Genomic DNA, 26,671 nt, shown 5'->3' with positions numbered 1-26,671 from the left:
GGTGATCGATTCGCCGCCACGAAACGTCCACCGGTCCCACCGCCGGGCCGAGCCGACCCCGTACGTGGACCTCACCCGTACCGAATGGAGCGCCCTGCGGGAGAAGACGCCGCTGCCGCTGACCGCCGAGGAGGTCGAGCAGCTGCGCGGGCTCGGCGACGTGATAGATCTCGACGAGGTGCGGGACATCTACCTCCCGCTGTCGCGGCTGCTGAATCTGTACGTCCAGGCGTCGGACGGGCTGCGCGGCGCGCTCAACACCTTCCTCGGCGACGCGGGCAACGGCCACGGCACCCAGCACGGCACGCCCTTCGTCATAGGCGTCGCGGGGAGCGTGGCGGTCGGCAAGTCCACCGTCGCCCGGCTCCTCCAGGCGCTGCTCGCCCGCTGGCCCGAGCACCCGCACGTCGAGCTGATCACCACCGACGGGTTCCTCCACCCGATGGCCGAGCTGAAGCGGCGCGGGCTCATGGCCCGCAAGGGATTCCCCGAGTCGTACGACCGCCGCGCCCTCACCCGGTTCGTCGCGGACGTGAAGTCCGGCCGGGACGAGGTCACCGCCCCCGTCTACTCGCACCTGATCTACGACATCGTGCCCGGCGAGCGGCTGACCGTGCGCCGCCCGGACATCCTGATCGTCGAGGGGCTGAACGTGCTCCAGCCCGCGCTCCCCGGCAGCGACGGCCGCACCCGGGTCGGACTCGCCGACTACTTCGACTTCTCCGTGTACGTCGACGCGCGCACCGAGGACATCGAGACCTGGTACCTCAACCGCTTCCGGAAGCTGCGCGAGACCGCGTTCCAGGACCCCTGTTCGTACTTCAGGAAGTACACACAGGTCTCCGAGGAGGAGGCGCTGGAGTACGCCCGCACCATGTGGCGGACCATCAACAAGCCCAATCTGGTGGAGAATGTGGCGCCGACGCGCAGCCGTGCCACCCTCGTCGTGCGCAAAGGACCGGACCACAAGGTCCAGCGCCTCTCGCTCCGCAAGCTCTGACCCCCCGGGAGTACCCGCGTGCTGCATCTGCGCCTGATCGTGCCCACCGACCGTACGGACGAGGTGCTGCGCCTGGTGCGGGACACCGTGGGCACCACGCACCTCGTGGTGCTGCCCGGTGTGGCCCACGATCCGCAGGGCGACGTGGTGATGTGCGATGTGGCGCGCGAGGCGGGCGACGATCTGATCGGCGCGCTGCGCGGACTCGGCATCGACCGGGAGGGGTCGATCACGCTGGAGAACATGGACCTGACGCTCTCCGCGTTCGCCGACAAGGCCGAGGCCGATGCGCCCGGCGAGGGATCGGACGCGGTGCTGTGGGAGGAGCTGACCAAGGCGACCGACGAGGAGTCCACGTTCAGCATCACCTATGTGGCGTTCATGGCCGTGGCGACGATGCTCGCCGCCTGCGGTGTGATGCTCGACAACTCGATCCTGATCGTGGGCGCGATGGCGGTCGGCCCCGATTTCGGCCCGCTGGCGGGGATCTCGACGGCGATCGTGCAGCGTGCTCCACGCCTGGTGGTCCGGTCGCTGTGGGCACTGATCGGCGGGTTCGCGTCGGCGATGGCGCTGACGGCCGGGTTCGCCTGGATGATGAACGCCTTCGGGCTCTTCACGATGCAGATGATCGAGGCGGACCGCCCCAACACGTCGTTCATCTGGCAGCCGAACTGGATGTCCTTCGTGGTGGCGTTCCTCGCCGGCATCGCGGGAACGCTCTCGCTCACCTCGGCGAAGTCCGGGGCCCTGATCGGTGTGGCCATCTCGGTGACGACCGTACCGGCCGCCGCGAATGCCGCGGTGGCGTTCAACTACCGCGATTACGCGCAGACTTGGGGTTCGGTCGGCCAGCTGATGGCGAACCTCGGCGGGATCGTGCTCGCGGGCACGCTGACCCTGCTGGTGCAGAAGGCCCTGCAGTCGGCACGCCGCCGCCGTACGCCACAACCGGCCGGCTGAACCAGCCGTCCGGTTGCCGTACGCACACCGCCCCGCCCGCAGCACGGCGGGCGGGGCGGGGCGGCGAAAGGACCGCGGCGGGCGGGACCTACCCCAGCGCCGACTTGACCACGTCGGCCAGCCGTCCGGCCACCGACCGGGCCTGCTCGATGTCCGCCGCCTCGACCATGACCCGTACCAGCGGCTCCGTGCCCGAGGGGCGGAGCAGTACGCGGCCGGTCGAGCCCAGCTCGCGCTCGGCCTCGGCGACGGCGGTCATCAGCTGGGCGGAGGTGGTGACCCGCGACTTGTCCACGTCCGGGACGTTGATCAGGACCTGCGGCAGCCGCTCCATCACGCCCGCCAGCTCGGCGAGCGAACGGCCGGTGGCCGCCACCCGGGCGGCCAGCATCAGACCGGTCAGGGTGCCGTCGCCGGTCGTCGCGTGGTCCAGCACGATGACGTGGCCTGACTGCTCGCCACCCAGCGCGTAGCCGTGCTCCTTCATCGACTCCAGCACATAGCGGTCGCCCACCGCGGTCTCGACCAGCTCGATGCCCTCACGCTGCATGGCGATCTTGAAGCCGAGGTTGGACATCACGGTGCCCACCACGGCGTTCCCGCGCAGGGTGCCCGCCTCACGCATGGCGAGGGCCAGCACGGCGAGGATCTGGTCCCCGTCCACCTCTTCGCCGGACGCGTCCACGGCGAGGCAGCGGTCGGCGTCGCCGTCGTGCGCGATGCCGAAGGCGGCGCCGTGCTCGACGACCGCGGCCTTGATCAGGTCCAGGTGGGTCGAGCCGCAGTTGTCGTTGATGTTCAGCCCGTCGGGCTCGGCGCCCAGGGTGACGACCTCGGCCCCGGCCCGGGTGAACGCCTCGGGCGAGACCCGGGAGGCCGCGCCGTGCGCCTCGTCGAGGACGACCTTGAGGCCGTCGAGCCGGTTGGGCAGGACCGCGATGAGGTGGGCGACGTACTGGTCGAAGCCTTCGTCGTACGTGTGTACCCGGCCCACACCCGCGCCGGTCGGCCGCTCCCACGGCTCGCCGCCGCGGTGCTGGTCGTAGACCGTCTCGATCCGGTCCTCCAGCTCGTCGGCGAGCTTGTGACCGCCGCGGGCGAAGAACTTGACGCCGTTGTCCGGCATGGCGTTGTGACTGGCGGAGAGCATCACGCCGAAGTCGGCACCGAGCGCACCGGTGAGATACGCCACCGCGGGGGTGGGCAGCACACCGACGCGCAGGACGTCCACGCCCGCGCTCGCGAGGCCCGCGACGACGGCGGCCTCCAGGAACTCTCCGGACGCGCGCGGATCTCGTCCGACCACCGCCTTGGGCCGATGGCCCTCGAACGTGCCCGCCTCTGCGAGTACGTGCGCCGCGGCGACCGAGAGGCCGAGCGCGAGCTCCGCCGTCAGATCCACGTTGGCGACACCGCGCACACCGTCCGTGCCGAAGAGTCGTCCCACTTGCTGTCCTCCGAAAGAAAGCTCCGAAAATACGGGTCCCCGAGCGCCCTGAACGCCTTGAACGTCTCGTACGACGCCTCGTGCGACGCCTTGTACGACGCCTTGTGCCGTTATACGCCGGGGGGCCCGATAAACGAACGCCCCGGCAGCACAGAAGGTGCCGCCGGGGCGAACGTCATACGAACAGGGTCGTGCATGCAGCCCTGCAAGCGGTATTTAGCGCTTGCTGTACTGCGGGGCCTTACGGGCCTTCTTGAGACCGGCCTTCTTGCGCTCGACCGCACGGTCGTCGCGGGAGAGGAAGCCGGCCTTCTTCAGCGTGGCGCGGTTGTTGTCCACGTCCGCCTCGTTCAGCGAGCGGGCCACACCGAGGCGCAGGGCGCCGGCCTGGCCGGAGACGCCGCCACCCGAGATGCGGGCGATGACGTCGTAGCGGTCGTCGAGCTCGAGCACCTTGAAGGGCTCGTTGACTTCCTGCTGGTGCACCTTGTTGGGGAAGTAGTCCTCAAGGGTGCGACCGTTGATCTTCCACTTGCCGGTGCCCGGAACGATCCGGACGCGGGCAATGGCGTTCTTGCGACGGCCCAGGCCGGCCGCCGGCTGCGGGTCGCCGAAGCGGCCCGCGAGCGACTCGCTGGTGTACTCGCCCTCGACGGGGACCTCGGACTCGAAGGTGGTCACCTCGGCGAAGGTCTCTTCGCCCTCGGTGCCCGCCACGTCGTCGGTGGGCGTCTCTGCAGTGGTCTCGGCCACGATTCTCCTCAGATCTTTCTGGATGTCTTAGGGGGCGGCCGGAACTACTGCGCGACCTGGGTGATCTCGAACGGAACAGGCTGCTGAGCAGCGTGCGGGTGCTGGTCTCCCGCGTAGATCTTCAGCTTCGAGAGCACCTGACGACCCAGGGTGTTCTTGGGGATCATGCCCTTGATGGCCTTCTCGATGGCCTTCTCGGGGCTCTTCTCGAGCAGCTCGTCGTAGCGGACGGAACGCAGACCACCCGGGTAACCGGAGTGGCGGTACGCCATCTTCTGGGTCTTCTTGTTGCCGGAGAGGTGAACCTTCTCGGCGTTGATGATGATGACGAAGTCGCCCATGTCCATGTGCGGGGCGTAGATCGCCTTGTGCTTGCCCCGCAGGAGGGTGGCGGCGGTCGTCGCCAGACGGCCCAGGACGATGTCCTGCGCGTCGATGATGTGCCACTGGCGAGTGACATCGCCGGGCTTGGGGCTGTACGTACGCACTTCGTAGCCTTCGCTTCTTCAGTGGATGAGGTCCAGACACACGGCACCGCTGAAGCGATCACATGCAGCTGGGGCTCACAATGCCGGGGACACTGCCCGTATGCGAGCCTCTGGTAACTGCTCCAGGGAACCTACGTAAGGGCCCTTCGCGTGAGAACGACGAAGCCAATACGTATAACAAAACCCGAGACTACCCGCGTTCCCTCACCCGGGTCAAAACGCCTCAGCACCCGTGCCCGGACCGCTCACCCGCCGCTTCCCAGCGGCAGGATCCTGATCGGAGGTACCGGGAGGGTCATCGGGCCCGTGCCACCCGCCGCTCGTCCCACACCGGCTCCGGCGTCTCCCGTACGACACCGTCCGAGCCGAAGACCAGGTACCGGTCGAAGGACTTGGCGAACCAGCGGTCGTGGGTGACCGCGATCACCGTGCCGTCGTACGCCTCCATGCCCTCCTGGAGCGCCTCCGCGGACTCCAGGTCCAGGTTGTCCGTCGGCTCGTCCAGCAGCAGCGCCGTCGTGCCCGCCAGCTCCAGGAGCAGGATCTGGAAGCGCGCCTGCTGGCCGCCGGAGAGCTTCTCGAAGCTCTGGTCGCCCTGGCGCTCCAGCTCGTACCTGCGCAGTACGGACATCGCGGCGCCCCGGTCCTTGGCGTGCTCGGTCCACAGGATGTCGACCAGGGTGCGGCCCAGCAGCTCCGGGTGGGCGTGCGTCTGGGCGAAGTGGCCGGGGACGACGCGCGCGCCGAGCTTCCACTGGCCGGTGTGGGCCACGGCCCCGTCGGCGAGCAGCCGCAGGAAGTGCGACTTGCCGGAACCGTTGGACCCGAGAACCGCCACCCGCTCGCCGTAGTAGATCTCCAGCGAGAACGGCTTCATCAGCCCGGTCAGCTCAAGGTTCTCGCAGGTCACGGCCCGCACGCCGGTACGGCCGCCGCGCAGCCGCATCGTGATCTCCTGCTCGCGCGGCGGCTCGGGCGGCGGCCCGGCGTCCTCGAACTTCTGGAAGCGGGTCTGCATCGCCCGGTACCGCGAGGCCATGTCGGGGCTGATCGCCGCCTGGTTGCGCAGCCGCAGCACCAGCGCCTTCAGCCGGGCGTGCTCCTCGTCCCAGCGCCGCTTCAGCTCCTCGAAGCGGGCGAAGCGCTCCTTGCGGGCGGCGTGGTACGTGTCGAATCCGCCGCCGTGCACCCAGACGTCCGAGCCCGCCGGGCTCGGCTCCACGCTCACGATCTTCTCGGCGGCGCGGGACAGCAGCTCCCGGTCGTGGCTGACGAACAGGACCGTCTTACGGGTCTCCTTCAGCCGCTCCTCCAGCCACCGCTTGCCGGGAACGTCCAGGTAGTTGTCCGGTTCGTCGAGCAGCAGGACCTCGTCCGGGCCGCGCAGCAGCGCCTCCAGGACCAGCCGCTTCTGTTCACCGCCCGACAGCGTCCGCACCTCGCGGAACTGGGCCTTCTCGTACGGGACCCCGAGCGCCGCCATCGTGCAGATGTCCCAGACGGTCTCGGCCTCGTACCCCTGCACCTCCGCCCAGTCGCTCAGCGCCTGCGCGTACTTCATCTGCGCGGCCTCGTCGTCGACGGTCATGATCAGGTGCTCGGCGGCGTCCACGGCCTGCGCGGCCTCCCTGATCCGCGGCTGGGCCACCGAGACGAGCAGGTCCCTGACCGTACGGTCGTCCCGGACCGAGCCGACGAACTGCCGCATCACCCCGAGCCCGCCGCTCACCGAGACGCTCCCGCCGTGCGGCTGCAACTCCCCCGCGATCAGCCGCAGCAGCGTGGTCTTCCCCGCGCCGTTCGCCCCCACCAGGGCCACGACCGCGCCTTCCCCCACCCGGAACGAGGCGTCACCGAGGAGCACCCGCCCGTCCGGCAAGTAGTACTCCAGATGTCCCGCTTCAAGATGTCCCATGAACGGATTGTCGCCCACCACGACGGCCCGGAGGCAACCCCATTTCGATCGGCACCCGCGACGCCGCCCCCCATGTGCCGGTCGGTCCAACGACCTCACCCGCGATAGCGAGCGGGCTCCCGACGCCCTGCGACTCCGCCTCCGGCGTTGTCGTCAGTCGCGAGGGCTCCGCCATCCCTCCCTCCTCGGCCTTGGATGCGAAGCCGCATGACGCCGCTCGCTGATCCACTCTCCATCGCGGGTGAGGTCGTAAGATGCGCGCCATGAGCTTTGGGCAAGGGGGGCCCTCCTGGGGGCCGGGGGATCAGCATCCGCAGCACAGTCCGCAGACTCCTGACTGGACCGCACTCGCCGACGCGAGCGCCGCGCGCGGCCGTCGTAAGAAGTGGCTGCTGATCGGGGGCGGCGTACTGGCGACCGCCGCGGTGGGCGCGATCGTGGCCACCGCCGTCGTCTCGGCGGGCAAGGGAGCGGACTCCGCGGACAAGAACGCCAGCCAGCTCCCCTCACCCGAGGCGCTGCCCAGCAAGTCCGGCGAGGCCATACCCTCCTTCACCCCGAAGGCGCCCGCGCCGCCGCCGAATCCGAAGGACTACATCTCCAGCTCGAAGAAGGACAAGGCGCCGCTCAGCGCCAACACCCTCTTCCCGGGCCCGAATCTGACGGTGGGCGACCACACGTACGCCAAGGGCGCCACGCACCGCACCACCGCCTGCGGCTCCGTCACCCAGGGCGCACTCGGCGCCGTCCTGGTGAACAACGGCTGTGGCCAGGTCATCCGGGCCACCTTCAGCAAGGGCGGCGTCGCCGTCACCATCGGGGTCGCGGTCTTCGACACCGAGGCGCAGGCGCAGCAGGCCGTGAAGCAGTCGTCCGGCGGCATCGCCTCGCTCAGCGGCGGCGGGGTCCCCACCTTCTGCCGCAACGGCTCGGTCTGCCGCCGGGTCGGCAACTCCTACGGCCGCTATGCCTACTTCACGGTCGGTGGGTTCACCAGCGGCAAGAACGTCGCCCAGTCCGACGCGAACGTCTTCACGGCCGGTGACGACGTGGCCGAGTTCACCTTCCGTCAGATCGTCGCCCGCGGACAGGCCCAGGCGTCCGCCGCGGCCGGCGCACCCGCGGGCTGACCCGCCCCGCCCCGCTCACGGCCACCTGTCAGCGCACGCGGCTGCGGTCACGGATCCGCAGCCGCAGCGGCACCAGCGCCGACTCGATCTGGGTCGACAGGTTCATCTTCGAGACGCCCTCGGTCCGCTCCTCGAAGCGGATCGGGATCTCCACACCGGTGTAACCACGGCGTACGGCGAGGAACTTCAGCTCCACCTGGAAGCTGTAGCCGGCGCTGCCCAGCGTCGTCAGGTCCACCCCCCGCAGCGTGTCCGCCCGCCACAGGTTGAACCCGGCCGTGATGTCCCTGATCCGGGTGTTCAGCACGGTGCGCGCGTACCGGTTGGCGAAGCGCGACAGCACCTTCCGGTGCCAGCCCCAGTCCTCGTCGAGCGAGCCGCCGTCCACGTACCGGCTGCCGACGACGAACCCCGCGTCGGTGGCCAGCGCCGTCCCCAGCATCTGCGGCACGACGTGCGCGGGGTGGCTGCCGTCGGCGTCCATCTGCACGACGAACTCGGCGCCCTCGTCGAGCGCGGCGAGCATCCCCGCGGCGTAGGCCCGCCCGAGGCCGTCCTTCTCCGTACGGTGCAGCACCGTCATCCGGGTGCGGCCCCCCGCGTTGTACCCGGCGGCCAGCTCGTCCGCCAGCCGCCCGGTACCGTCGGGGCTGGAGTCGTCGACGATCTTCAGCTGAAGGCCCGTCAGCGGCAGCCCCAGTACGGTCTCGGCGATCCGCGGCAGATTCGTCACCTCGTTGTACGTCGGCATCACCACGGTCAGCGGCAGCCGGCCCCACTCCTGGGGAATCCGCTCGCTCGCAGAGGGCTGGGCCATGGGTCCTCCGTACATGGGTCGGGTGAGCACCGTGCGGCGGACCGACGGCCGCCGCTCAGCAGCAGCCGGACCCCGGCAGCGTCCGCATATTACGGGCCTCCCTGCTCCGCGCGGCGAGCAACTCGTCGGCGGGGTACCCGACTTCCTCCAGGGTCAGCCCATGTGGCCGCACCACCCGCACCGAGGAGTCCCGCACCGCGGCGGCCAGTACCTCACCCGGCCACTCCACCGGCCGGTGCCCGTCGCCGACGGACAGCAGGGCGCCCACCAGCGAGCGCACCATGTTGTGGCAGAAGGCATCGGCCCGCACGGTCCCGGTCACGATCCCGTCGGTACCGCGCTCCCAGATCAGCTGCTGGAGGGTACGGATGGTGGTCGCGCCCTCCCGCTTCTTGCAGTACGCCGCGAAGTCGTGCTCGCCGAGCAGCAGCCGCGACGCATCGTTCATCGCCGCGACGTCAAGCTCCCGGTCGTGCCAGAGGACGTGACCCCGCAGCAGCGGGTCGACCCCGCCCGGACGGTCCGTCACGCGGTAGGCGTACCGCCGCCAGACCGCCGAGAACCGCGCGTTGAAACCGGCGGGCGCCTCCGCCACCCGCCACACCCGTACGTCCTGCGGAAGCCGCCCGGCCAGCCGCCGCAGCAGCTTGTCCCCGTGCTCCTCCCACACCTCGACGGGCAGGTCGACCTGCGCGACCTGGCCACGCGCGTGCACGCCCGCGTCGGTGCGCCCGGCCACCGTCAGGTCGTACGTCCTGGGCGACCGGGTCACCGTACGGATCGCCGACTCCAACTCGCCCTGCACGGTGCGCCGTTCGTTCTGCTTCGCCCAGCCCGAGAAGTCCCTGCCGTCGTACGCAAGGTCCAGCCGCACCCGCACCGAACCGGGCTCCACCTCGTCACTCACCCGCGCGTCCTCTCCTCTAAAAGCACAGCACCACTGAAAGCTCGGCACCACTGAAAGCTCGGCACCACAAAAGAACGGCACCACAAAAGAACGGCACCACAAAAGAACGGGCCCGCACCGCCCCGAAGGGAGATACGAGCCCGTCCAGCAGTCTTCAGAACGCTCAGGCGTCCTTGGACTCCTCAGCGGCCTCGACCGGCTTGGCGTCCTCGACGACCTCGGCCGGGGCCTCGGTCTTGGGCGCCGCGTCCTTGGCGGCACGCTTGGTCGCGGCCTCGGCCTCACCGGTGGCCTCCTGGGCCACGGTCAGCGCCTCGACCAGCTCGATGACCGCCATCGGGGCGTTGTCGCCACGACGGTTGCCGATCTTGGTGATGCGGGTGTAGCCACCGGGGCGGTTCTCGTACCGGGGGGCGATCTCGGTGAAGAGCGTGTGGACGACGCCCTTGTCCGTGATCGACTTCAGCACGAGGCGACGGTTGTGGATGTCACCGTTCTTCGCCTTGGTGATGAAACGCTCCGCGACCGGACGCAGGCGGCGAGCCTTGGCCTCGGTCGTGGTGATGCGGCCGTGCTCGAACAGCGACTTCGCGAGGTTCGCGAGCAGCAGACGCTCGTGCGCGGCGCTGCCGCCCAGACGGGCACCCTTGGCAGGCTTCGGCATGGTGTTGCTCCTTGTGATCTGCACCGGCCGTATCAGGTACCGGTGTCAGTTACCGGGGGCTGGTGCCCGCCGGAAGTTCAGATCCGGGGCCCTCTCGGGCCCCGGGACGTGCTAGTACTGCTCGGTCTCCACGAAACCGGCGTCCGCGTCGTCGTCGGCGCCGAACGCGTCAGCAGCCGCGGTCGGGTCGAATCCGGGCGGGCTGTCCTTGAGCGCCAGGCCCATGCCGGCCAGCTTCGCCTTGACCTCGTCGATCGACTTCGCACCGAAGTTGCGGATGTCGAGCAGGTCGGCCTCGGAACGCGCCACGAGCTCACCCACGGAGTGGATGCCCTCGCGCTTGAGGCAGTTGTACGACCGAACGGTGAGCTCCAGCTCCTCGATCGGCAGGGCGAGATCGGCGGCGAGCGCGGCGTCCGTCGGCGACGGGCCCATGTCGATGCCCTCGGCGTCGATGTTGAGCTCACGGGCCAGACCGAACAGCTCGACCAGGGTCTTACCGGCCGACGCCATCGCGTCACGGGGACGCATGGCCTGCTTGGTCTCGACGTCGACGATCAGCTTGTCGAAGTCGGTGCGCTGCTCGACACGGGTCGCCTCGACCTTGTACGTGACCTTCAGCACCGGGGAGTAGATGGAGTCGACCGGGATACGGCCGATCTCCTGGCCCAGCTGCTTGTTCTGCACGGCGGAGACGTAGCCGCGACCGCGCTCGACGGTCAGCTCCATCTCCAGCTTGCCCTTGCTGTTCAGCGTGGCGAGCACCAGGTCGGGGTTGTGCACCTCGACACCGGCCGGCGGGGCGATGTCAGCAGCGGTGACCTGGCCGGGGCCCTGCTTGCGCAGGTACATCACGACCGGCTCGTCGTGCTCCGAGGAGACGACCAGCTGCTTGATGTTGAGGATGAGGTCGGTCACGTCCTCCTTGACGCCCGGCACGGTGGTGAACTCGTGCAGGACACCGTCGACGCGGATGCTGGTGACAGCGGCGCCGGGGATGGAGGAGAGGAGCGTGCGGCGGAGCGAGTTGCCGAGGGTGTAACCGAAGCCCGGCTCCAGCGGCTCGATGACGAACCTGGAGCGGTACTCGTCGACGACCTCTTCGGTCAGCGACGGACGCTGAGCGATAAGCATGTGGTGATCCTTCATTCGTGGGCGCCCACTATTTGACGCCCCCAAGTACTACAAGGGTACGGGCGGCACGGCACCGAAGCGCCGTACCGCCCGAGAGTCCTGCAGGTCCGGCCCGTAACGGGTCAGACGCGGCGACGCTTGGGAGGGCGGCAGCCGTTGTGCGGGGTGGGCGTGACGTCCTGGATCGAGCCGACCTCGAGGCCGGTGGCCTGGAGGGAGCGGATCGCGGTCTCACGGCCGGAGCCGGGACCCTTGACGAAGACGTCGACCTTGCGCATGCCGTGCTCCTGCGCGCGACGGGCGGCCGACTCGGCAGCCATCTGCGCGGCGAAGGGGGTGGACTTGCGCGAGCCCTTGAAGCCGACGTGGCCGGCGGAGGCCCAGGAGATCACGTTGCCCGAGGGGTCCGTGATCGAGACGATGGTGTTGTTGAACGTGCTCTTGATGTGGGCATGCCCATGAGCGACGTTCTTCTTTTCCTTGCGGCGCACCTTCTTGGTAGCACCCTGACGGCCCTTAGGAGGCATGTCTTACTCCCGTTGGAGTGGAGGTGATCGGTCCTACAGCGAAGACCGCTGAACAGCGTCCCTAGCTGAGGACTACTTCTTGCCCGGCTTCTTCTTACCGGCGATCGCGCGACGCGGGCCCTTGCGGGTACGAGCGTTCGTGCTGGTGCGCTGGCCGTGGACCGGAAGTCCACGACGGTGACGCAGACCCTGGTAGCAGCCGATCTCGACCTTGCGGCGGATGTCGGCCTGGATCTCGCGGCGGAGGTCACCCTCGGTACGGAGGTTGGCGTCCACGTACTCGCGGATCTTGACCAGGTCCTCTTCGGCCAGATCACGAACGCGGGTGTTGGGGTCAACACCGGTGGCGGCCAGGGCCTCCTTGGACCGGGTGCGCCCGATGCCGAAGACGTAGGTGAGGGCAACCTCCACGCGCTTTTCGCGCGGGATGTCAACACCTGAAACGCGTGCCATTCAATGGCTCCTGTTGATATCGGGGGTCTTCCGCAGAGCCTCTCCCAGACAAAAGTGCCTACAGATGCGTAGGCACGATTCCGGGTCCCCGGCCCCCGCCGGAGGTGTCGCCCGCTGTGTCAGCTGGGCGGGCCCTGCGTATGTACGTATTTACGTGCGTCGCGCGAAGAACTGCGAGGTGCAGGTCGTGCGTCAGCCCTGGCGCTGCTTGTGGCGCAGGTTGTCGCAGATGACCATGACCCGACCGTGACGGCGGATCACCTTGCACTTGTCGCAGATCTTCTTGACGCTCGGCTTGACCTTCATGGGATGTCAGGTTCTCCGGGTCGGTGCCACCACCCCACCGCGAAGCGGGATGCGGGCAAGATCTACTTGTAGCGGTAGACGATCCGACCACGCGTCAGGTCGTAAGGAGACAGCTCCACCACGACCCGGTCATCCGGGAGGATGCGGATGTAGTGCATCCGCATCTTGCCGCTGATGTGCGCTAGGACCTTGTGACCGTTCTGAAGTTCCACCTTGAACATTGCGTTCGGGAGGGACTCGATCACGGTGCCCTCGATTTCGATGGCACCTTGCTTCTTGGCCACGCTTCGCCCTTCGAATCGGCTACCTTGATCGACTCCGTACAGCACGCATGAAGACATACGGGTATACGCGAGCCGACGAGTCAGTCTACGTCAGGGCATCCGTAAAGACGAATCCGGGAAGGATGCCCTGCTGTCAAGATCCTTAAGCCGGTCGGCCGAAGACTCAGCCGAGCGGGTCGGGGGCGGTCGTGACACCCAGCTCGGCCAGCTTGGCCTTGCCGCCGTCGGGCGCGGTCAGCACGATCAGGCCCTCCTCGGTCAGCGCGATCGAGTGCTCCCAGTGCGAGGACCAGGTCCCGTCGGTCGTGATGACCGTCCAGTCGTCGTCCAGCACCTGGGTCCGCGGGGTGCCCAGCGAGACCATCGGCTCGATCGCCAGGCAGAACCCGGGCACCAGCTTCGGGTTGTGCCGGCCGATGAGGCGCCGCTTGTCGACGTAGTTCAGCAGATGCGGGTCCATGTGCATCTCCGAGCCGATGCCGTGGCCCCCGTAGTCCTCGATGATCCCGTACTTGCCGGAGGACGGGCGGGGCTGGCGGCGGATGTAGCCCTCGATCGCCTTCGAGACCTCGGCCAGCCTGGCGCCCTTCTTCATCGCGGCGATCCCGGCCCACATCGACTCCTCGGTCACCCGGGAGAGCTCGACCAGCTCCGGGGCGTGCCCCGTGCCGACGAACGCGGTGTACGCCGCGTCGCCGTGCCAGCCGTCGATGATGGCGCCGCAGTCGATCGAGATGATGTCGCCGTCCTTGAGGACGGTCCTGTCGTCGGGGATGCCGTGGACCACGACCTCGTTCACCGACGTACAGATCGTGGCGGGGAACCCGCCGTACCCGAGGAAGTTCGGCTTCGCGCCGTGCTCGGCGAGCACCTTCCGGGCCACCTGGTCCAGATCGTTCGTGGTCGCCCCGGGCACCGCGGCTTCCCGGGTCGCGGAGTGGATCGCGGCAACGACCAGCCCCGCCTCACGCATCTTCGCGATCTGCTCGGGAGTCTTGATCTCCACCATCGAATTGCCTTCCCCGTCGAACCCGGATTGTGTGTGCGACACCGGATTGTGAGTGCGCCAGATGTCTGTTCAACAGTACGGCCGCGGCGTCCTGGGGACACCGCGGCCGTCTGGATACGTACTGCGTCAGGCCCGGTCGGCCCGAAGGGCCTCCATGGCCCGCTCGGTCACCTCGGTGACCTTGCCGAGTGCGGAGATCGTGACCACCAGGCCCTGGGCCTTGTAGTGGTCGATGATCGGCTCGGTCTCGGCGTGGTAGACCTCCAGGCGACGGCGGACCGTCTCCTCGCTGTCGTCACCGCGCTGGTACAGCTCGCCACCGCAGATGTCACAGACACCGTCCTGCTTGGGCGGGCTGTACACCAGGTGGAAGACATGCTTGCCGTCGTTGCGGCAGGTACGCCGACCTGCGATCCGCTTGACGACCTCGTCCTCGGGGACCTCAAGATCCAGCACCGCGTCCAGCTTCTGCCCCGCGGACTTCAGCGACTCGTCGAGCGCCTGGGCCTGCGCGACGTTCCGCGGGAAGCCGTCGAGGAGGAACCCTCCCACGGCGTCCGGCTGGGACATGCGGTCCTGTGCCATCCCGATGGTGACCTCGTCGGGCACCAGGTCGCCGGCGTCCATGTACGCCTTGGCCTGCTTGCCCAGCTCCGTGCCCTGACTGATATTGGCACGGAAGAGGTCGCCCGTGGAGATGTGCGGGATCACCAGGTTCTTGGCAAGGTACGCGGCCTGCGTTCCCTTGCCCGCCCCGGGCGGTCCGACGAGGACGATACGCATCAGCGGAGGAACCCTTCGTAATTGCGCTGCTGGAGCTGGCTCTCGATCTGCTTCACGGTCTCCAGACCCACACCCACGATGATCAGGATGCTCGTCCCGCCGAACGGGAAGTTCTGGTTCGCACCGAAGCCCACCAACGCCATCGTTGGGACAAGAGCGATCACACCCAGATACAGCGACCCCGGCCAGGTGATCCGGTTGAGTACGTAACTCAGGTACTCAGCGGTCGGTCGGCCAGCCCGGATGCCCGGGATGAAGCCACCATACTTCTTCATGTTGTCGGCGACTTCCTCGGGGTTGAACGAGATCGCCACGTAGAAGAAGGCGAAGAACACGATCAACAGGAAGTACGAAACGATGTAGGCGGGGTGGTCGCCCTTGACCAGGTTGTCCTTGATCCAGGTCGCCCAGCCCGCGGTCGAACCGCTGAACTGCACGACGAGACCAGGGATGTAGAGCAGCGACGAAGCGAAGATGACCGGGATCACACCGGCCTGGTTGACCTTCAGCGGGATGTAAGTGGACGTACCGCCGTAGGACTTCCGGCCGATCATGCGCTTCGCGTACTGAACGGGGATCCGGCGCTGGGCCTGCTCCACGAAGACGACGAGGCCGACCATGGCCAGACCCACCAGGATCACGGCGCCGAATTCGATCCAGCCGTCCGCGAGCTTGCCCTGCTGCTTGACGGCCCACAGCGCACCGGGGAAACCGGCGGCGATCGAGACGAACATCAGGATCGACATACCGTTGCCGATGCCCTTGTCGGTCACGAGCTCGCCGAGCCACATCACGACGCAGGTACCGGCGGTCATGCAGATGACCATGGTGACGGTGATGAAGATCGACTGGTCGGGCACGATCTGGCTGGCGACCGGGCAGCCGCTGAACAGCGCGCCGGTACGGGCGGTGGCCACCAGGCCGGTGCCCTGAAGGATCGCGAGCGCGACCGTCAGATAACGCGTGTACTGCGTGACCTTCGCCTGGCCGGACTGCCCTTCCTTCTTCAGGGCTTCCAGCCGCGGGATCACCACGGTCAGCAGCTGAAGGATGATGCTCGCCGTGATGTACGGCATGATGCCGAGCGCGAAGATGGTGATCTGCAACAGCGCGCCACCACTGAACATGTTGACCAGACCGAACAGACCCTGGTTGGTCTTCGTCTGGTCCATGCAGGTCTGCACGTTCGAGTAGCTGACACCGGGAATCGGGATGTGCGTCCCGAGCCGGTAGATCACGATGATGGCGAGTGTGAAGAGCAGCTTCTTGCGCAGGTCGGGCGTCTTGAACGCTCGGGCGAACGCGGTGAGCACGGTGCCTCCTGCGACCCCCGCGCGGTCTGCGTCAGAGGTGACGGTCTTGAGGTTCGATGAGTACGTATCGGTCAATAGCCGCGCGGATACACCACGCTGGGTTCAGACAGTGCAGCGCCACCTTACCGGCGACCCCGCCCCCTAGGAACGACCAACCGGGGATGCCCTTTCAAAAGGGCATCCCCGGTTGGGTGTTCAGGTCATCGAGTCGTCTCAGACGAGCTCGGTGACGGTGCCGCCCGCGGCGGCAATCTTCTCCTTGGCGGAGCCGGAAACGGCGTCAACCGAAACCGTCAGCGCCACGGAGATCTCGCCCTGGCCAAGGACCTTGACGAGGCAGTTCTTGCGCACCGCGCCCTTGGCGACCAGGTCGGCCACCGTGACGTCCCCACCCTGCGGGTAGAGCTCACCGAGCTTGTCCAGGTTCACGACCTGGAACTCGGTGCGGAACGGGTTCTTGAAGCCCTTGAGCTTCGGGAGACGCATGTGGAGGGGCATCTGCCCACCCTCGAAGCGCTCCGGAACCTGGTAACGGGCCTTCGTGCCCTTGGTACCACGACCTGCGGTCTTACCCTTCGATGCCTCACCACGGCCCACACGGGTCTTGGCGGTCTTGGCACCGGGGGCGGGCCGGAGGTTGTGGACCTTCAGCGGGTTGTTCTCCGCCATGTCAGTCGACCTCCTCAACCGTCACGAGGTGGCGGACGGTGTTAGCCATTCCGCGGAACTCGGGGCGGTCCTCCTTGACAACCACGTCGTGCAGGCGCTTGAGCCCGAGCGAACGCAGGGTGTCGCGGTGGTTCTGCTTGCTGCCGATGTACGACTTCGTCTGCGTGATCTTGAGGCGAGCCATTACGCACCCGCTCCCGCACGCGCACGGAGCAGAGCCGCGGGGGCGACGTCCTCGAGGGGCAGACCACGGCGAGCCGCGATCTCCTCGGGACGCTGCAGGCCCTTGAGGGCCGCCACGGTCGCGTGCACGATGTTGATCGCGTTGTCGGAGCCGAGCGACTTCGACAGGATGTCGTGAACGCCGGCGCACTCCAGAACGGCGCGCACCGGGCCACCGGCGATAACACCGGTACCGGGGGAAGCAGGCTTCAGCAGGACGACGCCCGCGGCCTTCTCGCCCGTGATCGGGTGCGGGATGGTGCCCTGGATACGCGGGACCTTGAAGAAGCTCTTCTTGGCCTCTTCGACGCCCTTGGCGATGGCCGCGGGAACTTCCTTGGCCTTGCCGTAACCGACACCTACGGTGCCGTCACCGTCTCCGACCACGACGAGCGCGGTGAAGCTGAAGCGACGACCACCCTTGACAACCTTGGCAACGCGGTTGATCGCGACTACGCGCTCAACGTAAGCGGTCTTCTCGGCGGCAGCGCCACCGTCGCGACCCTTCCGGTCCCGCCGCTCGCCGCCACCGGCACCGCTTCCGCGGCGCTGGGGTCCAGCCATTGGATTTACCTCTCTCTGTTACGTCCGTTAGTCCCGGAACCGGGGCTTAGAACTTCAGCCCGGCTTCGCGGGCGGCGTCAGCCAGAGCGGCAATGCGCCCGGCGTACCTGTTGCCACCACGGTCGAACACGACAGCCTCGACACCCGCGGCCTTCGCACGCTCGGCGACGAGCGCACCGACCTGCTGCGCCTGGGCGCTCTTGTCGGCCTCGCCACCGCGGATCGAGGTGTCCAGGGTCGACGCCGACGCGAGCGTGTGGCCCGCGATGTCGTCGATGACCTGCGCAACGATGTTGCGGTTGGAACGCGTCACGACCAGGCGCGGACGCTCCGGCGTACCGGAGATGTGCTTGCGCACGCGGACGTGGCGGCGCTTGATGGCAGCGCGCTTGTACGCGTCGCCCTTGGCGATCTTCACACCGTATGCCATGGCTTACTTACCCGCCTTTCCGACCTTGCGGCGGATAACCTCGCCGGCGTACTTGACGCCCTTGGCCTTGTACGGGTCGGGCTTCCGCAGCTTGCGGATGTTAGCGGCGACCTCGCCGACCTTCTGCTTGTCGATGCCCTCGACGCTGAGCTTCGTGGGCGACTCGACCTTGAAGGTGATGCCCTCGGGGGCAACGACGACGACCGGGTGGCTGTAGCCCAGGGCGAACTCCAGGTTGGAGCCCTTCGCCTGGACGCGGTAACCGACACCGCTGATCTCGAGCGCCTTGCTGTATCCCGCGGTCACGCCGGTGATCATGTTCGCCACCAGCGTGCGGGACAGGCCGTGAAGGGCCTTGTTCTGACGCTCGTCGTTAGGACGGACGACGTTCAGCACGCCGTCCTCGCCCTTGGTGACCTCGATCGGCGCGGCGACGGTGTGCGTGAGGGTCCCCTTGGGGCCCTTCACCGCGACCGTGCGGCCATCGATGGTGACGTCCACACCGGCGGGAACCTGGATGGGGAGCTTGCCGATTCGCGACATTAGCTTTTCCTCCGTTCCCGACTACCAGACGTAGGCGAGGACTTCCCCACCTACGCCCTTCTTGCTGGCCTGCTGGCCGGTCAGGAGACCGTGGGACGTGGAGATGATCGCCACGCCCAGGCCGCCGAGAACCTTCGGCAGGTTGGTGGACTTCGCGTACACACGCAGACCCGGCTTCGAGATCCTCTTGATGCCGGCGATCGAGCGCTCGCGGTTCGGGCCGAACTTCAGCTCGAGAACGAGGTTCTTGCCGACCTCGGCGTCCTCGGTCTTCCAGCCGGTGATGAAGCCCTCCTGCTGGAGGATCTCCGCGATGTGCGACTTGATCTTGCTGTGCGGCATCACGACGGAGTCGTGGTACGCCGAGTTTGCGTTACGCAGACGCGTGAGCATGTCTGCGATGGGATCAGTCATGGTCATGAATTGGCCTTCGGCCTCTCTCGCCGGGGTTTCCTGTATGCGCCATCCCTCTCCCCACTCAGTGGCGGGACGGGTGCGGTGCGGGGACCTACGGCGTAGTAAGTCGGTCTAGGGCGGCAGACGCCCAACCCCGCAAGCCTACGGCATGCGGAGCGGGGCTTCTGCCGACCAGATACTTACCGAGAGCCTCTGGTTTATCCCGGAAGGGATTACCAGGAGCTCTTGGTCACGCCCGGCAGCTCGCCACGGTGGGCCATCTCACGAAGGCACACGCGGCACAGGCCGAACTTGCGGTAGACGGAGTGGGGCCGGCCGCAGCGCTGGCAGCGGGTGTACCCGCGGACGCCGAACTTCGGCTTGCGGGCGGCCTTAGCGATCAGGGACTTCTTCGCCACGGTCAGTTCTCCTTGAACGGGAAGCCGAGGTGACGAAGGAGGGCACGACCCTCGTCGTCATTGGTCGCCGTGGTGACCACGGTGATGTCCATGCCCCGGACCCGGTCGATCTTGTCCTGGTCGATCTCGTGGAACATGACCTGCTCCGTGAGACCGAAGGTGTAGTTGCCACGGCCGTCGAACTGCTTCGGCGACAGGCCACGGAAGTCACGGATACGCGGAAGCGCGAGCGACAGCGTACGGTCCAGGAACTCCCACATGCGGTCACCGCGGAGGGTGACGTGGCAGCCGATCGGCTGCCCCTCGCGCAGCTTGAACTGCGCGATCGACTTGCGGGCCTTGGTGACGGCCGGCTTCTGACCGGTGATCGTGGTGAGGTCCTTGATGGCACCGTCGATCAGCTTGGAGTCGCGGGCGGCGTCGCCCACACCCATGTTGACCACGATCTTGACGAGACCGGGGATCTGCATGACGTTCTCGTAGGAGAACTCCTCACGCAGCTTGCCGGCGATTTCCTCGCGGTAGCGCGTCTTCAGACGCGGCGCAGTGGTGGCAGTCATCAGATGTCCTCACCGGTCCGCTTGGCAACGCGGATCTTGTTGCCCTCGTCGTCAAAGCGGTAGCCGACGCGGGTGACGACCTTCTTGCCGTCCTTCTCCACAACCAGCTGAACATTGCTGACGTGGACAGGGGCTTCGGTCGTCACGATGCCACCGGTCTGCGAACCACGAGCGGTCTGGCCGGCCTTGGTGTGCTTCTTGACCCGGTTGACACCCTCGACGAGGACACGGTTCTGCGTGGGGTAGGCAACGATGACCTTGCCCTGCTTGCCGCGGTCCTTACCGGTGATGACCTGAACCAGGTCGCCCTTCTTGATCTTCATGCTTACAGCACCTCCGGCGCGAGCGAGATGATCTTCATGAACTTCTTCTCGCGCAGCTCACGGCCCACCGGGCCGAAGATACGGGTGCCGCGGGGGTCGCCGTCGTTCTTCAGAATGACGGCGGCGTTCTCGTCGAAGCGGATGTACGAGCCGTCCTGGCGGCGGCGCTCCTTGACGGTGCGAACGATGACCGCCTTGACGACGTCACCCTTCTTCACGTTGCCACCGGGGATCGCATCCTTGACGGTGGCGACGATAACGTCGCCGATACCCGCGTAGCGGCGACCCGAGCCACCGAGAACACGAATGGTGAGAATTTCCTTCGCACCCGTGTTGTCGGCGACGCGAAGTCGCGACTCCTGCTGGATCACGTCTATCTCCTGATCGTCTGCCGGTTCCCGGCGGGGGAACCCGCGTAAGTGACTTACGCGGGTCCCCCACCGAGCCTGGCGGAACTGACCTGAGCGATGAGCTCAGGGATTATTACTTGGCCTTCTCAAGGATCTCGACGATGCGCCAGCGCTTCGTCGCGGAGAGCGGACGCGTCTCCATGATGACCACACGGTCGCCCACGCCTGCGGCGTTGGCCTCGTCGTGCGCCTTGAGCTTGTTCGTACGGCGGATGACCTTGCCGTACAGCGCGTGCTTGACGCGGTCCTCGACAGCGACGACGACGGTCTTGTCCATCTTGTCGCTGACGACGAGACCCTCACGGGTCTTGCGGAAACCGCGCTGCTCAGTCGTCTCAGTCACATTCTTCTCGCTCATCAGGCGCTCTCCACCGTCTCGATGCCCAGCTCGCGCTCACGCATCAGGGTGTAGATCCGGGCGATGTCCTTACGGACGGACTTGAGCCGACCGTGGTTCTCGAGCTGCCCGGTCGCCGCCTGGAAGCGGAGGTTGAACAGCTCTTCCTTGGCCTCACGGAGCTTGGCGACGAGGTCCTCGTCGTTCAGCTCACGCAGCTCGGTCGCCTTGGTACCGGCCGCCATCACGACTCACCTGCCTCGCGCCGCACGATGCGGCACTTCATCGGAAGCTTGTGGGCGGCGCGGGTGAGCGCCTCCTTAGCGACCTTCTCGTTCGGGTAGGACAGCTCGAACATCACCCGGCCGGGCTTGACGTTCGCGATCCACCACTCCGGGGAACCCTTACCGGAACCCATGCGGGTCTCGGCAGGCTTCTTGGTGAGCGGACGGTCCGGGTAGATGTTGATCCAGACCTTGCCGCCACGCTTGATGTGGCGGGTCATCGCGATACGAGCAGCCTCGATCTGGCGGTTCGTCACGTACGCCGGCGTCAGCGCCTGGATGCCGTACTCACCGAATGCGACCTCAGTGCCACCCTTCGCCATACCACTGCGCTTGGGGTGGTGCTGCTTGCGGTGCTTGACCCTACGAGGGATCAGCATGTCGGTCAGGCCTCCGTTCCAGTGCTCTCAGCCGGAGCAGCGGCGGCGGGAGCGTCGGCCTTGGGGGCCTCTGCTGCCGGCGCGGTCTGCTGCGGCTTGCGGCCGCGGCCGCCACGCTCGCCACCACGGCCACCACGGCCGCCTGCGGCCGGACGGTCGCTGCCGCCACCACGGGCCGGGCGGTTACCCGCACGGGCCGCAGCGTTCTCGGCGCGGACCTCGGCGATGTTCTTGACATTGCCCTTGTAGATCCAGACCTTCACGCCGATGCGGCCGAAGGTCGTCTTGGCCTCGAAGAAGCCGTAGTCCACGTTCGCGCGGAGCGTGTGCAGCGGCACACGACCCTCGCGGTAGAACTCCGAACGGGACATCTCGGCGCCGCCGAGACGGCCACCGCACTGGATCTTGATGCCCTTGGCGCCGGCCTTCATCGTCGACTGCATGCTCTTACGCATGGCGCGACGGAAGGAGACACGCGAGGACAGCTGCTCGGCGACGGCCTGGGCCACCAGCTGAGCGTCCACCTCGGGGTTCTTGACCTCGAGGATGTTGAGCTGGACCTGCTTGCCGGTCAGCTTCTCCAGCTCGCCGCGGATGCGGTCGGCCTCGGCGCCGCGGCGGCCGATGACGATGCCCGGACGAGCGGTGTGGATGTCGACGCGGACGCGGTCGCGGGTGCGCTCGATCTCAACCTTCGAGATACCGGCGCGCTCCATGCCCTTCGTCATCATGCGACGAATGGCAACGTCTTCCTTGACGTAGTCCTTGTACAGCTTGTCGGCGTACCAACGGGACTTGAAGTCCGTGGTGATGCCGAGCCGGAACCCGTGCGGGTTAACCTTCTGGCCCATTACCGGGTTCCTTCCTTGCTGCTGACGACCACGGTGATGTGGCTGGTCCGCTTGCGGATCCGGTAGGCACGGCCCTGGGCGCGCGGACGGAACCGCTTCAGGGTCGGGCCCTCGTCGACGTACGCCTCGGAAATGACGAGGCTGCCGGCGTCGGTGTGGTCGTAATTGTGTGCAGCGTTGGCAATGGCGCTGTCCAGCACCTTGCCAACCGGCACGCTCGCGGCCTGCGGGGCGAAACGCAGGACGGCCTGAGCCTCCGTGGCATCCATGCCACGGATAAGGTCCACCACGCGGCGGGCCTTCATGGGCGTGACGCGGATGTACCGCGCCTGGGCCCTGGCTTCCATGGTTGTCCCTTCGGTGTCGTTCATAGTCTTCGCACCCCGCCTTAGCGGCGCTTCGACTTGCGGTCGTCCTTGACGTGGCCGCGGAAGGTGCGGGTCGGCGCAAACTCGCCGAGCTTGTGGCCGACCATCGACTCGGTGACGAACACCGGGACGTGGATCTTGCCGTTGTGCACCGCGATGGTGTGTCCCAGCATGTCCGGGATGATCATCGAGCGCCGGGACCAGGTCTTGATGACGTTCTTGGTGCCTGCTTCGTTCTGTACGTCCACCTTCTTGACAAGGTGTCCGTCGACGAAAGGCCCCTTCTTGAGACTGCGCGGCATCTAAACCCGCTCCTAGCGCTTCTTGTTCGTCTTGCGGCGGCGGACGATGTACTTGCTCGAAGCCTTCTTCGGCGAGCGAGTACGACCCTCCTTCTGACCCCACGGGCTGACCGGGTGGCGACCACCGGAGGTCTTACCCTCACCACCACCGTGCGGGTGGTCGACCGGGTTCATCGCGACACCGCGGACGGACGGGCGAACGCCCTTCCAGCGCATACGACCGGCCTTGCCCCAGTTGATGTTCGACTGCTCGGCATTGCCGACCTCGCCGATGGTGGCGCGGCAGCGGATGTCGACCAGACGGACCTCGCCCGACGGCATACGAAGGTGCGCCATGGCGCCTTCCTTCGCGAGCAGCTGGACCGAAGCACCCGCGGAACGGGCGATCTTCGCTCCGCCACCGGGACGCATCTCGATGGCGTGGATGGTCGTACCGACCGGGATGTTGCGCAGCGGCAGGTTGTTGCCCGGCTTGATGTCGGCACCTGCGCCGTTCTCCACCCGGTCGCCCTGGCCCAGCTTGGCCGGGGCGAGGATGTAGCGCTTCTCGCCGTCTGCGTAGTGCAGCAGCGCGATGCGCGCGGTGCGGTTCGGGTCGTACTCGATGTGCGCGACCTTGGCCGGCACGCCGTCCTTGTCGTGACGACGGAAGTCGATCACACGGAAGGCGCGCTTGTGTCCGCCACCCTGGTGGCGAACGGTGATCCGGCCGGTGTTGTTACGGCCGCCCTTGCTGTGCAGAGGGCGAACCAGCGACTTCTCCGGCGTGGACCGCGTGATCTCGACAAAGTCGGCGACGCTGGAGCCACGACGGCCCGGGGTCGTCGGCTTGTACTTGCGGATACCCATTTCTCAGTCCTCGTCCGATTCCGGACGACTCGGACTCCGTTAGGAGACCGGGCCGCCGAAGATGTCGATACGGTCGCCCTCGGCAAGGGTCACAATGGCGCGCTTGGTGTCAGCGCGCTTCCCGAACCCGGTGCGGGTGCGCTTGCGCTTGCCCTGGCGGTTGATCGTGTTGACCCCGGTGACCTTGACCGAGAAGACCGCTTCCACGGCCTGCTTGATCTGGGTCTTGTTGGAGCCCGGCGCGACGATGAACGTGTACTTGTTCTCGTCGAGCAGCGCGTAGCTCTTCTCGGAAACAACCGGCTTGACGAGGACGTCGCGCGGGTCCGTGAAGGTCTTGCTGGTAACGGTCGTCTCAGCCATCAGACGTCGCTCCCTTCGGTCTCAGTGGTGGCCTTGGGGCCAGACACGAAGGACTCGAAGGCGGCCTTGGTGAAGACCACGTCGTCGGAGACGAGCACGTCGTACGTGTTCAGCTGGCCCGGCTCCAGGAGGTGCACCTGGGGCAGGTTACGGGCGGACAGCCACGCGGCCTCGTCCGAACGCTCGGCGACCAGGAGCACGTGCTTGCGCTCGCTGACCTTGCCCAGCAGGGACTTCGCGGCCTTCGTGGAGGCAACGCCCTCGACCACGCCGGAGACGACGTGGATACGAGCGTTCTGGGCCCGGTCGGTGAGGGCACCGCGCAGAGCGGCGACCTTCATCTTCTTCGGGGTGCGCTGCGAGTAGTCACGCGGCTGCGGGCCGTGGACGACGCCACCGCCGGCGAACTGCGGCGCACGGGTCGAACCCTGGCGCGCGCGGCCGGTGCCCTTCTGGCGGTAAGGCTTCTTACCGCCACCGCGGACTTCGCCGCGACGCTTGGTCTTGTGCGTGCCCTGACGGGCCGCGGCCAGCTGCGCGACAACGACCTGGTGGATCAGCGGGATGCTGATCTTGGCGTCGAAGATCTCCGAGGGGAGTTCGACGGTCCCGGCCTTGTCGCCTGCCGGCGAAAGGATGTCAATGGTGCTCATCGGTTCCTCAAGCCCCCTTGGCCGCGGTACGGACCAGGACGAGGCCGCCGTTCGGACCGGGGACCGCGCCCTTGATGAGCAGCAGACCCTTCTCCGCGTCAACGGCGTGGACGGTCAGGTTCTGGGTGGTGACCCGCTCGTTGCCCATGCGGCCCGCCATGCGCATGCCCTTGAAGACACGGCCCGGGGTGGCACAGCCACCGATGGAGCCAGGCTTACGGTGCACTCGGTGGGCACCGTGGGAAGCCTTGCCACCCTTGAAGTTGTGGCGCTTCATGACACCGGCGAAGCCCTTGCCCTTGCTCTTGCCCGTGACATCAACCTTGATGCCGGACTCGAACACCTGGGCGGTGATCTCCTGGCCCAGCGTGTACTCGCTGGCGTCAGGGGTGCGGAGCTCCACCAGGTGGCGGCGCGGAGTCACGTCGGCCTTGGCGAAGTGGCCCTTGAGGGGCTTGTTCACCTTGCGAGGGTCGATCTCGCCGAAGGCGATCTGGACCGACTCGTAGCCGTCGATGTCGTTCGTACGGACCTGCGTCACGACGCACGGCCCGGCCTTGACGACGGTCACCGGGACAACCCGGTTGTTCTCGTCCCAGACCTGGGTCATGCCGAGCTTCTCGCCCAGGACGCCCTTGATGTTCTTAGTCATCTCGCGCGTCACCTCAGAGCTTGATCTCGATGTCGACGCCCGCCGGGAGGTCGAGGCGCATGAGCGAGTCAACCGTCTTCGGCGTGGGGTCGAGGATGTCGATGAGGCGCTTGTGCGTGCGCATCTCGAAGTGCTCGCGCGAGTCCTTGTACTTGTGCGGCGACTTGATGACGCAGTACACGTTCTTCTCAGTGGGCAGCGGCACCGGGCCTGCGACCGACGCACCAGTGCGCGTCACCGTCTCGACGATCTTCTTCGCCGAAGAGTCGATGACCTCGTGGTCGTAGGCCTTGAGCCGGATGCGGATCTTCTGTCCCGCCATGGCTACTCAGTAGTCCTGTCTCTCGTAACGCTCTGGGACCCGCCGGGTACTGCGTTCCTCTCCGACCCACGCGGTCGGGCGTGTCGCATTCCCTCTACGAAGATCTCCCGAAGGATTTCCCAACCAAGGGGTGCGGGCCGTGACCGCAAGCCGGGGGTGAACACCCACCGGGTGCCTGGCCGGCGCCCCGCTGACGCTTCCCGGAAGATTCCCGTACGTCCGCCTCAGCGCTGCCTTACGGCAGTTGGGGCGACGAGTACTGTGGGACTTGCTTCCAGTCCTCCCGACGGGAGGCGCGCAGCATCGGCACTCAACCGAGCAACCCCGACAGTCTGCCATAGCAGGCGTGACGCTGGCCAATCGGGCCGGAGATCCTACTCCCCGCCACGAGCCGGTCAAACGCGGCACGCGTTCGCGGCCTCACCGGAACGAGTGATGGGCCTGCCTCTGGCATGTGCCGGTGGCCGGGCGCCGCTGACCTGGACCCCGTCCCGCGGGCTTCGCGACCCGCCGCATTCCCCTACAGCGACAGCGTCGCGGCGATCCTGTCGACGATCTGCTCCAGCGGTTCGTCGACCACCGGCTCGGTCCACGAGACGTGCATGGTGAGCAGCCCGTCGGTGTCCGGTGGACGCACTCCGTAGGTGAGTGCCCGGATCACCGGGCGGGCGCCGAAGCGCCACTTGCGCTCGCCTGCCATGTTCTCCCGGATACGGACGGCGTCACCGAGCGGCAGCGGGAGATACCGGACGTCCGGCTCCCCGAAATCACCGGGGCGGGGAAGGGCACCCAGTCCTCCGAACACTCCAGTCCGAGATTGTTCAGGTCGATCAGCATCTGCGGTCACTCCGTCCAGCACAGCAAGTCGGCAACGGCGTCGA

General features: G+C 67.2%; 40 protein-coding genes. 3 read left to right on the top strand and 37 right to left on the bottom strand.

The features are described 5' to 3' along the window. Position 1 precedes the first annotated feature (1 nt). Both coaA and OG709_RS21850 read left to right on the top strand, forming a co-directional pair. Positions 2-1,000 carry a type I pantothenate kinase gene (gene coaA, locus OG709_RS21855; protein ID WP_401276271.1) on the top strand — a complete coding sequence of 333 codons (999 nt, stop codon included), beginning with the start codon at positions 2-4 and terminating at the stop codon, positions 998-1,000. Between the two features lie 18 nt (positions 1,001-1,018). Next, positions 1,019-1,963: a DUF389 domain-containing protein gene (locus OG709_RS21850; RefSeq protein ID WP_250299335.1), complete on the top strand. Its 945-nt coding sequence runs from the start codon at positions 1,019-1,021 to the stop codon at positions 1,961-1,963. Between the two features lie 88 nt (positions 1,964-2,051). On the opposite strand, the gene glmM is transcribed toward OG709_RS21850, so the two are convergent. From glmM to OG709_RS21830, 4 genes are all read right to left on the bottom strand, one after another. After that, positions 2,052-3,410, bottom strand: a complete 1,359-nt coding sequence (gene glmM / locus OG709_RS21845; RefSeq protein WP_250299334.1) for a phosphoglucosamine mutase — start codon at positions 3,408-3,410, stop codon at positions 2,052-2,054. 216 nt (positions 3,411-3,626) lie between these two features. Further along, positions 3,627-4,163 (bottom strand): 30S ribosomal protein S9, encoded by a 537-nt coding sequence (rpsI, locus tag OG709_RS21840; RefSeq protein WP_374211229.1) that lies wholly within the window; start codon positions 4,161-4,163, stop codon positions 3,627-3,629. 44 nt (positions 4,164-4,207) lie between these two features. Then, positions 4,208-4,651, bottom strand: coding sequence for a 50S ribosomal protein L13 (rplM, locus tag OG709_RS21835; protein WP_250299329.1), 444 nt, complete (start codon positions 4,649-4,651; stop codon positions 4,208-4,210). Positions 4,652-4,946: 295 nt separating this feature from the next. Further along, entirely contained in the window at positions 4,947-6,566 is a 1,620-nt protein-coding gene (locus OG709_RS21830; RefSeq protein ID WP_250299324.1) for an ABC-F family ATP-binding cassette domain-containing protein, read from the bottom strand. 263 nt (positions 6,567-6,829) lie between these two features. Between OG709_RS21830 and OG709_RS21825 the strand changes: the two genes are divergently transcribed. Beyond that, complete coding sequence (locus OG709_RS21825; protein ID WP_326694205.1) at positions 6,830-7,696, top strand: hypothetical protein; 867 nt, start codon at positions 6,830-6,832, stop codon at positions 7,694-7,696. Positions 7,697-7,724: 28 nt separating this feature from the next. Here OG709_RS21825 and OG709_RS21820 read toward each other — a convergent pair whose 3' ends face one another. From OG709_RS21820 to OG709_RS21660, 33 genes are all read right to left on the bottom strand, one after another. Then, entirely contained in the window at positions 7,725-8,513 is a 789-nt protein-coding gene (locus OG709_RS21820; protein ID WP_250299316.1) for a polyprenol monophosphomannose synthase, read from the bottom strand. Positions 8,514-8,568: 55 nt separating this feature from the next. Beyond that, the gene (gene truA, locus OG709_RS21815) at positions 8,569-9,420 is read right to left on the bottom strand and encodes a tRNA pseudouridine(38-40) synthase TruA (protein WP_250299313.1); all 852 of its coding nucleotides are present in this window, start codon (positions 9,418-9,420) and stop codon (positions 8,569-8,571) included. 163 nt (positions 9,421-9,583) lie between these two features. After that, the gene (gene rplQ / locus OG709_RS21810) at positions 9,584-10,084 is read right to left on the bottom strand and encodes a 50S ribosomal protein L17 (protein WP_250299308.1); all 501 of its coding nucleotides are present in this window, start codon (positions 10,082-10,084) and stop codon (positions 9,584-9,586) included. 111 nt (positions 10,085-10,195) lie between these two features. Beyond that, positions 10,196-11,218, bottom strand: a complete 1,023-nt coding sequence (locus tag OG709_RS21805; RefSeq protein ID WP_250299306.1) for a DNA-directed RNA polymerase subunit alpha — start codon at positions 11,216-11,218, stop codon at positions 10,196-10,198. Positions 11,219-11,340: 122 nt separating this feature from the next. Continuing rightward, positions 11,341-11,745, bottom strand: coding sequence for a 30S ribosomal protein S11 (gene rpsK / locus OG709_RS21800; RefSeq protein ID WP_125496499.1), 405 nt, complete (start codon positions 11,743-11,745; stop codon positions 11,341-11,343). A gap of 72 nt (positions 11,746-11,817) precedes the next feature. Continuing rightward, a complete protein-coding gene (gene rpsM, locus OG709_RS21795) occupies positions 11,818-12,198 on the bottom strand; it encodes a 30S ribosomal protein S13 (RefSeq protein WP_164264459.1) in 381 nt (126 codons plus the stop codon). Positions 12,199-12,390: 192 nt separating this feature from the next. Further along, on the bottom strand, positions 12,391-12,504 hold the full coding sequence (gene rpmJ / locus OG709_RS21790; protein ID WP_003956441.1) for a 50S ribosomal protein L36: 114 nt from the start codon (positions 12,502-12,504) through the stop codon (positions 12,391-12,393). A 62-nt stretch (positions 12,505-12,566) separates the two neighbouring features. Further along, positions 12,567-12,788 (bottom strand): translation initiation factor IF-1, encoded by a 222-nt coding sequence (infA, locus tag OG709_RS21785; RefSeq protein ID WP_003956442.1) that lies wholly within the window; start codon positions 12,786-12,788, stop codon positions 12,567-12,569. A gap of 163 nt (positions 12,789-12,951) precedes the next feature. Beyond that, entirely contained in the window at positions 12,952-13,797 is an 846-nt protein-coding gene (gene map, locus OG709_RS21780; RefSeq protein ID WP_250299568.1) for a type I methionyl aminopeptidase, read from the bottom strand. A 126-nt stretch (positions 13,798-13,923) separates the two neighbouring features. Continuing rightward, entirely contained in the window at positions 13,924-14,580 is a 657-nt protein-coding gene (locus OG709_RS21775) for an adenylate kinase (RefSeq protein WP_250299305.1), read from the bottom strand. Further along, positions 14,580-15,893, bottom strand: a complete 1,314-nt coding sequence (gene secY / locus OG709_RS21770) for a preprotein translocase subunit SecY (protein WP_250299303.1) — start codon at positions 15,891-15,893, stop codon at positions 14,580-14,582. Before secY ends, OG709_RS21775 begins: the two co-directional genes overlap by 1 nt. Before the next feature lie 213 nt (positions 15,894-16,106). Then, a complete protein-coding gene (rplO, locus tag OG709_RS21765) occupies positions 16,107-16,562 on the bottom strand; it encodes a 50S ribosomal protein L15 (protein ID WP_250299301.1) in 456 nt (151 codons plus the stop codon). A gap of 1 nt (position 16,563) precedes the next feature. Then, positions 16,564-16,746, bottom strand: a complete 183-nt coding sequence (rpmD, locus tag OG709_RS21760) for a 50S ribosomal protein L30 (protein ID WP_024491595.1) — start codon at positions 16,744-16,746, stop codon at positions 16,564-16,566. Next, a complete protein-coding gene (gene rpsE, locus OG709_RS21755) occupies positions 16,746-17,348 on the bottom strand; it encodes a 30S ribosomal protein S5 (RefSeq protein ID WP_250299297.1) in 603 nt (200 codons plus the stop codon). The genes rpmD and rpsE overlap by 1 nt, the downstream gene beginning before the upstream one ends. A gap of 46 nt (positions 17,349-17,394) precedes the next feature. Next, positions 17,395-17,778 (bottom strand): 50S ribosomal protein L18, encoded by a 384-nt coding sequence (gene rplR / locus OG709_RS21750; protein ID WP_250299294.1) that lies wholly within the window; start codon positions 17,776-17,778, stop codon positions 17,395-17,397. 3 nt (positions 17,779-17,781) lie between these two features. Next, entirely contained in the window at positions 17,782-18,321 is a 540-nt protein-coding gene (gene rplF, locus OG709_RS21745; RefSeq protein ID WP_250299292.1) for a 50S ribosomal protein L6, read from the bottom strand. A 21-nt stretch (positions 18,322-18,342) separates the two neighbouring features. Beyond that, positions 18,343-18,741 (bottom strand): 30S ribosomal protein S8, encoded by a 399-nt coding sequence (gene rpsH, locus OG709_RS21740; protein ID WP_164264452.1) that lies wholly within the window; start codon positions 18,739-18,741, stop codon positions 18,343-18,345. A 209-nt stretch (positions 18,742-18,950) separates the two neighbouring features. Next, entirely contained in the window at positions 18,951-19,136 is a 186-nt protein-coding gene (locus OG709_RS21735) for a type Z 30S ribosomal protein S14 (protein WP_024491590.1), read from the bottom strand. 2 nt (positions 19,137-19,138) lie between these two features. Continuing rightward, positions 19,139-19,696, bottom strand: coding sequence for a 50S ribosomal protein L5 (gene rplE / locus OG709_RS21730; protein WP_164264451.1), 558 nt, complete (start codon positions 19,694-19,696; stop codon positions 19,139-19,141). Further along, on the bottom strand, positions 19,696-20,019 hold the full coding sequence (gene rplX, locus OG709_RS21725; RefSeq protein ID WP_164264450.1) for a 50S ribosomal protein L24: 324 nt from the start codon (positions 20,017-20,019) through the stop codon (positions 19,696-19,698). Before rplX ends, rplE begins: the two co-directional genes overlap by 1 nt. A 2-nt stretch (positions 20,020-20,021) precedes the next feature. Then, entirely contained in the window at positions 20,022-20,390 is a 369-nt protein-coding gene (rplN, locus tag OG709_RS21720; RefSeq protein ID WP_003966950.1) for a 50S ribosomal protein L14, read from the bottom strand. A 112-nt stretch (positions 20,391-20,502) separates the two neighbouring features. Then, complete coding sequence (gene rpsQ / locus OG709_RS21715; protein WP_250299290.1) at positions 20,503-20,787, bottom strand: 30S ribosomal protein S17; 285 nt, start codon at positions 20,785-20,787, stop codon at positions 20,503-20,505. Continuing rightward, complete coding sequence (gene rpmC / locus OG709_RS21710; RefSeq protein ID WP_028812369.1) at positions 20,787-21,011, bottom strand: 50S ribosomal protein L29; 225 nt, start codon at positions 21,009-21,011, stop codon at positions 20,787-20,789. Before rpmC ends, rpsQ begins: the two co-directional genes overlap by 1 nt. Beyond that, positions 21,011-21,430 carry a 50S ribosomal protein L16 gene (rplP, locus tag OG709_RS21705; protein ID WP_164264448.1) on the bottom strand — a complete coding sequence of 140 codons (420 nt, stop codon included), beginning with the start codon at positions 21,428-21,430 and terminating at the stop codon, positions 21,011-21,013. Before rplP ends, rpmC begins: the two co-directional genes overlap by 1 nt. Positions 21,431-21,435: 5 nt before the next feature. Next, on the bottom strand, positions 21,436-22,281 hold the full coding sequence (gene rpsC / locus OG709_RS21700) for a 30S ribosomal protein S3 (RefSeq protein ID WP_250299284.1): 846 nt from the start codon (positions 22,279-22,281) through the stop codon (positions 21,436-21,438). Next, a complete protein-coding gene (rplV, locus tag OG709_RS21695) occupies positions 22,281-22,628 on the bottom strand; it encodes a 50S ribosomal protein L22 (RefSeq protein ID WP_006604878.1) in 348 nt (115 codons plus the stop codon). Before rplV ends, rpsC begins: the two co-directional genes overlap by 1 nt. 41 nt (positions 22,629-22,669) lie before the next feature. Next, a complete protein-coding gene (gene rpsS / locus OG709_RS21690; RefSeq protein WP_164264446.1) occupies positions 22,670-22,951 on the bottom strand; it encodes a 30S ribosomal protein S19 in 282 nt (93 codons plus the stop codon). A gap of 12 nt (positions 22,952-22,963) precedes the next feature. Further along, the gene (gene rplB, locus OG709_RS21685) at positions 22,964-23,800 is read right to left on the bottom strand and encodes a 50S ribosomal protein L2 (RefSeq protein ID WP_164264445.1); all 837 of its coding nucleotides are present in this window, start codon (positions 23,798-23,800) and stop codon (positions 22,964-22,966) included. Positions 23,801-23,839: 39 nt separating this feature from the next. Next, positions 23,840-24,163 carry a 50S ribosomal protein L23 gene (rplW, locus tag OG709_RS21680; RefSeq protein WP_164264444.1) on the bottom strand — a complete coding sequence of 108 codons (324 nt, stop codon included), beginning with the start codon at positions 24,161-24,163 and terminating at the stop codon, positions 23,840-23,842. Further along, positions 24,163-24,816, bottom strand: coding sequence for a 50S ribosomal protein L4 (rplD, locus tag OG709_RS21675; RefSeq protein WP_250299282.1), 654 nt, complete (start codon positions 24,814-24,816; stop codon positions 24,163-24,165). Before rplD ends, rplW begins: the two co-directional genes overlap by 1 nt. Before the next feature lie 7 nt (positions 24,817-24,823). Beyond that, positions 24,824-25,468: a 50S ribosomal protein L3 gene (rplC, locus tag OG709_RS21670; RefSeq protein ID WP_250299280.1), complete on the bottom strand. Its 645-nt coding sequence runs from the start codon at positions 25,466-25,468 to the stop codon at positions 24,824-24,826. 13 nt (positions 25,469-25,481) lie between these two features. Further along, on the bottom strand, positions 25,482-25,790 hold the full coding sequence (gene rpsJ, locus OG709_RS21665) for a 30S ribosomal protein S10 (protein WP_003948644.1): 309 nt from the start codon (positions 25,788-25,790) through the stop codon (positions 25,482-25,484). A 520-nt stretch (positions 25,791-26,310) separates the two neighbouring features. Further along, complete coding sequence (locus OG709_RS21660) at positions 26,311-26,595, bottom strand: hypothetical protein (protein ID WP_329167513.1); 285 nt, start codon at positions 26,593-26,595, stop codon at positions 26,311-26,313. Positions 26,596-26,671 lie beyond the last annotated feature (76 nt).

It is taken from the genome of Streptomyces sp. NBC_01267, from assembly GCF_036241575.1.
Classification (GTDB): Bacteria; Actinomycetota; Actinomycetes; order Streptomycetales; family Streptomycetaceae; genus Streptomyces.
This window is presented reverse-complemented; position numbering and strand designations above follow the sequence as displayed.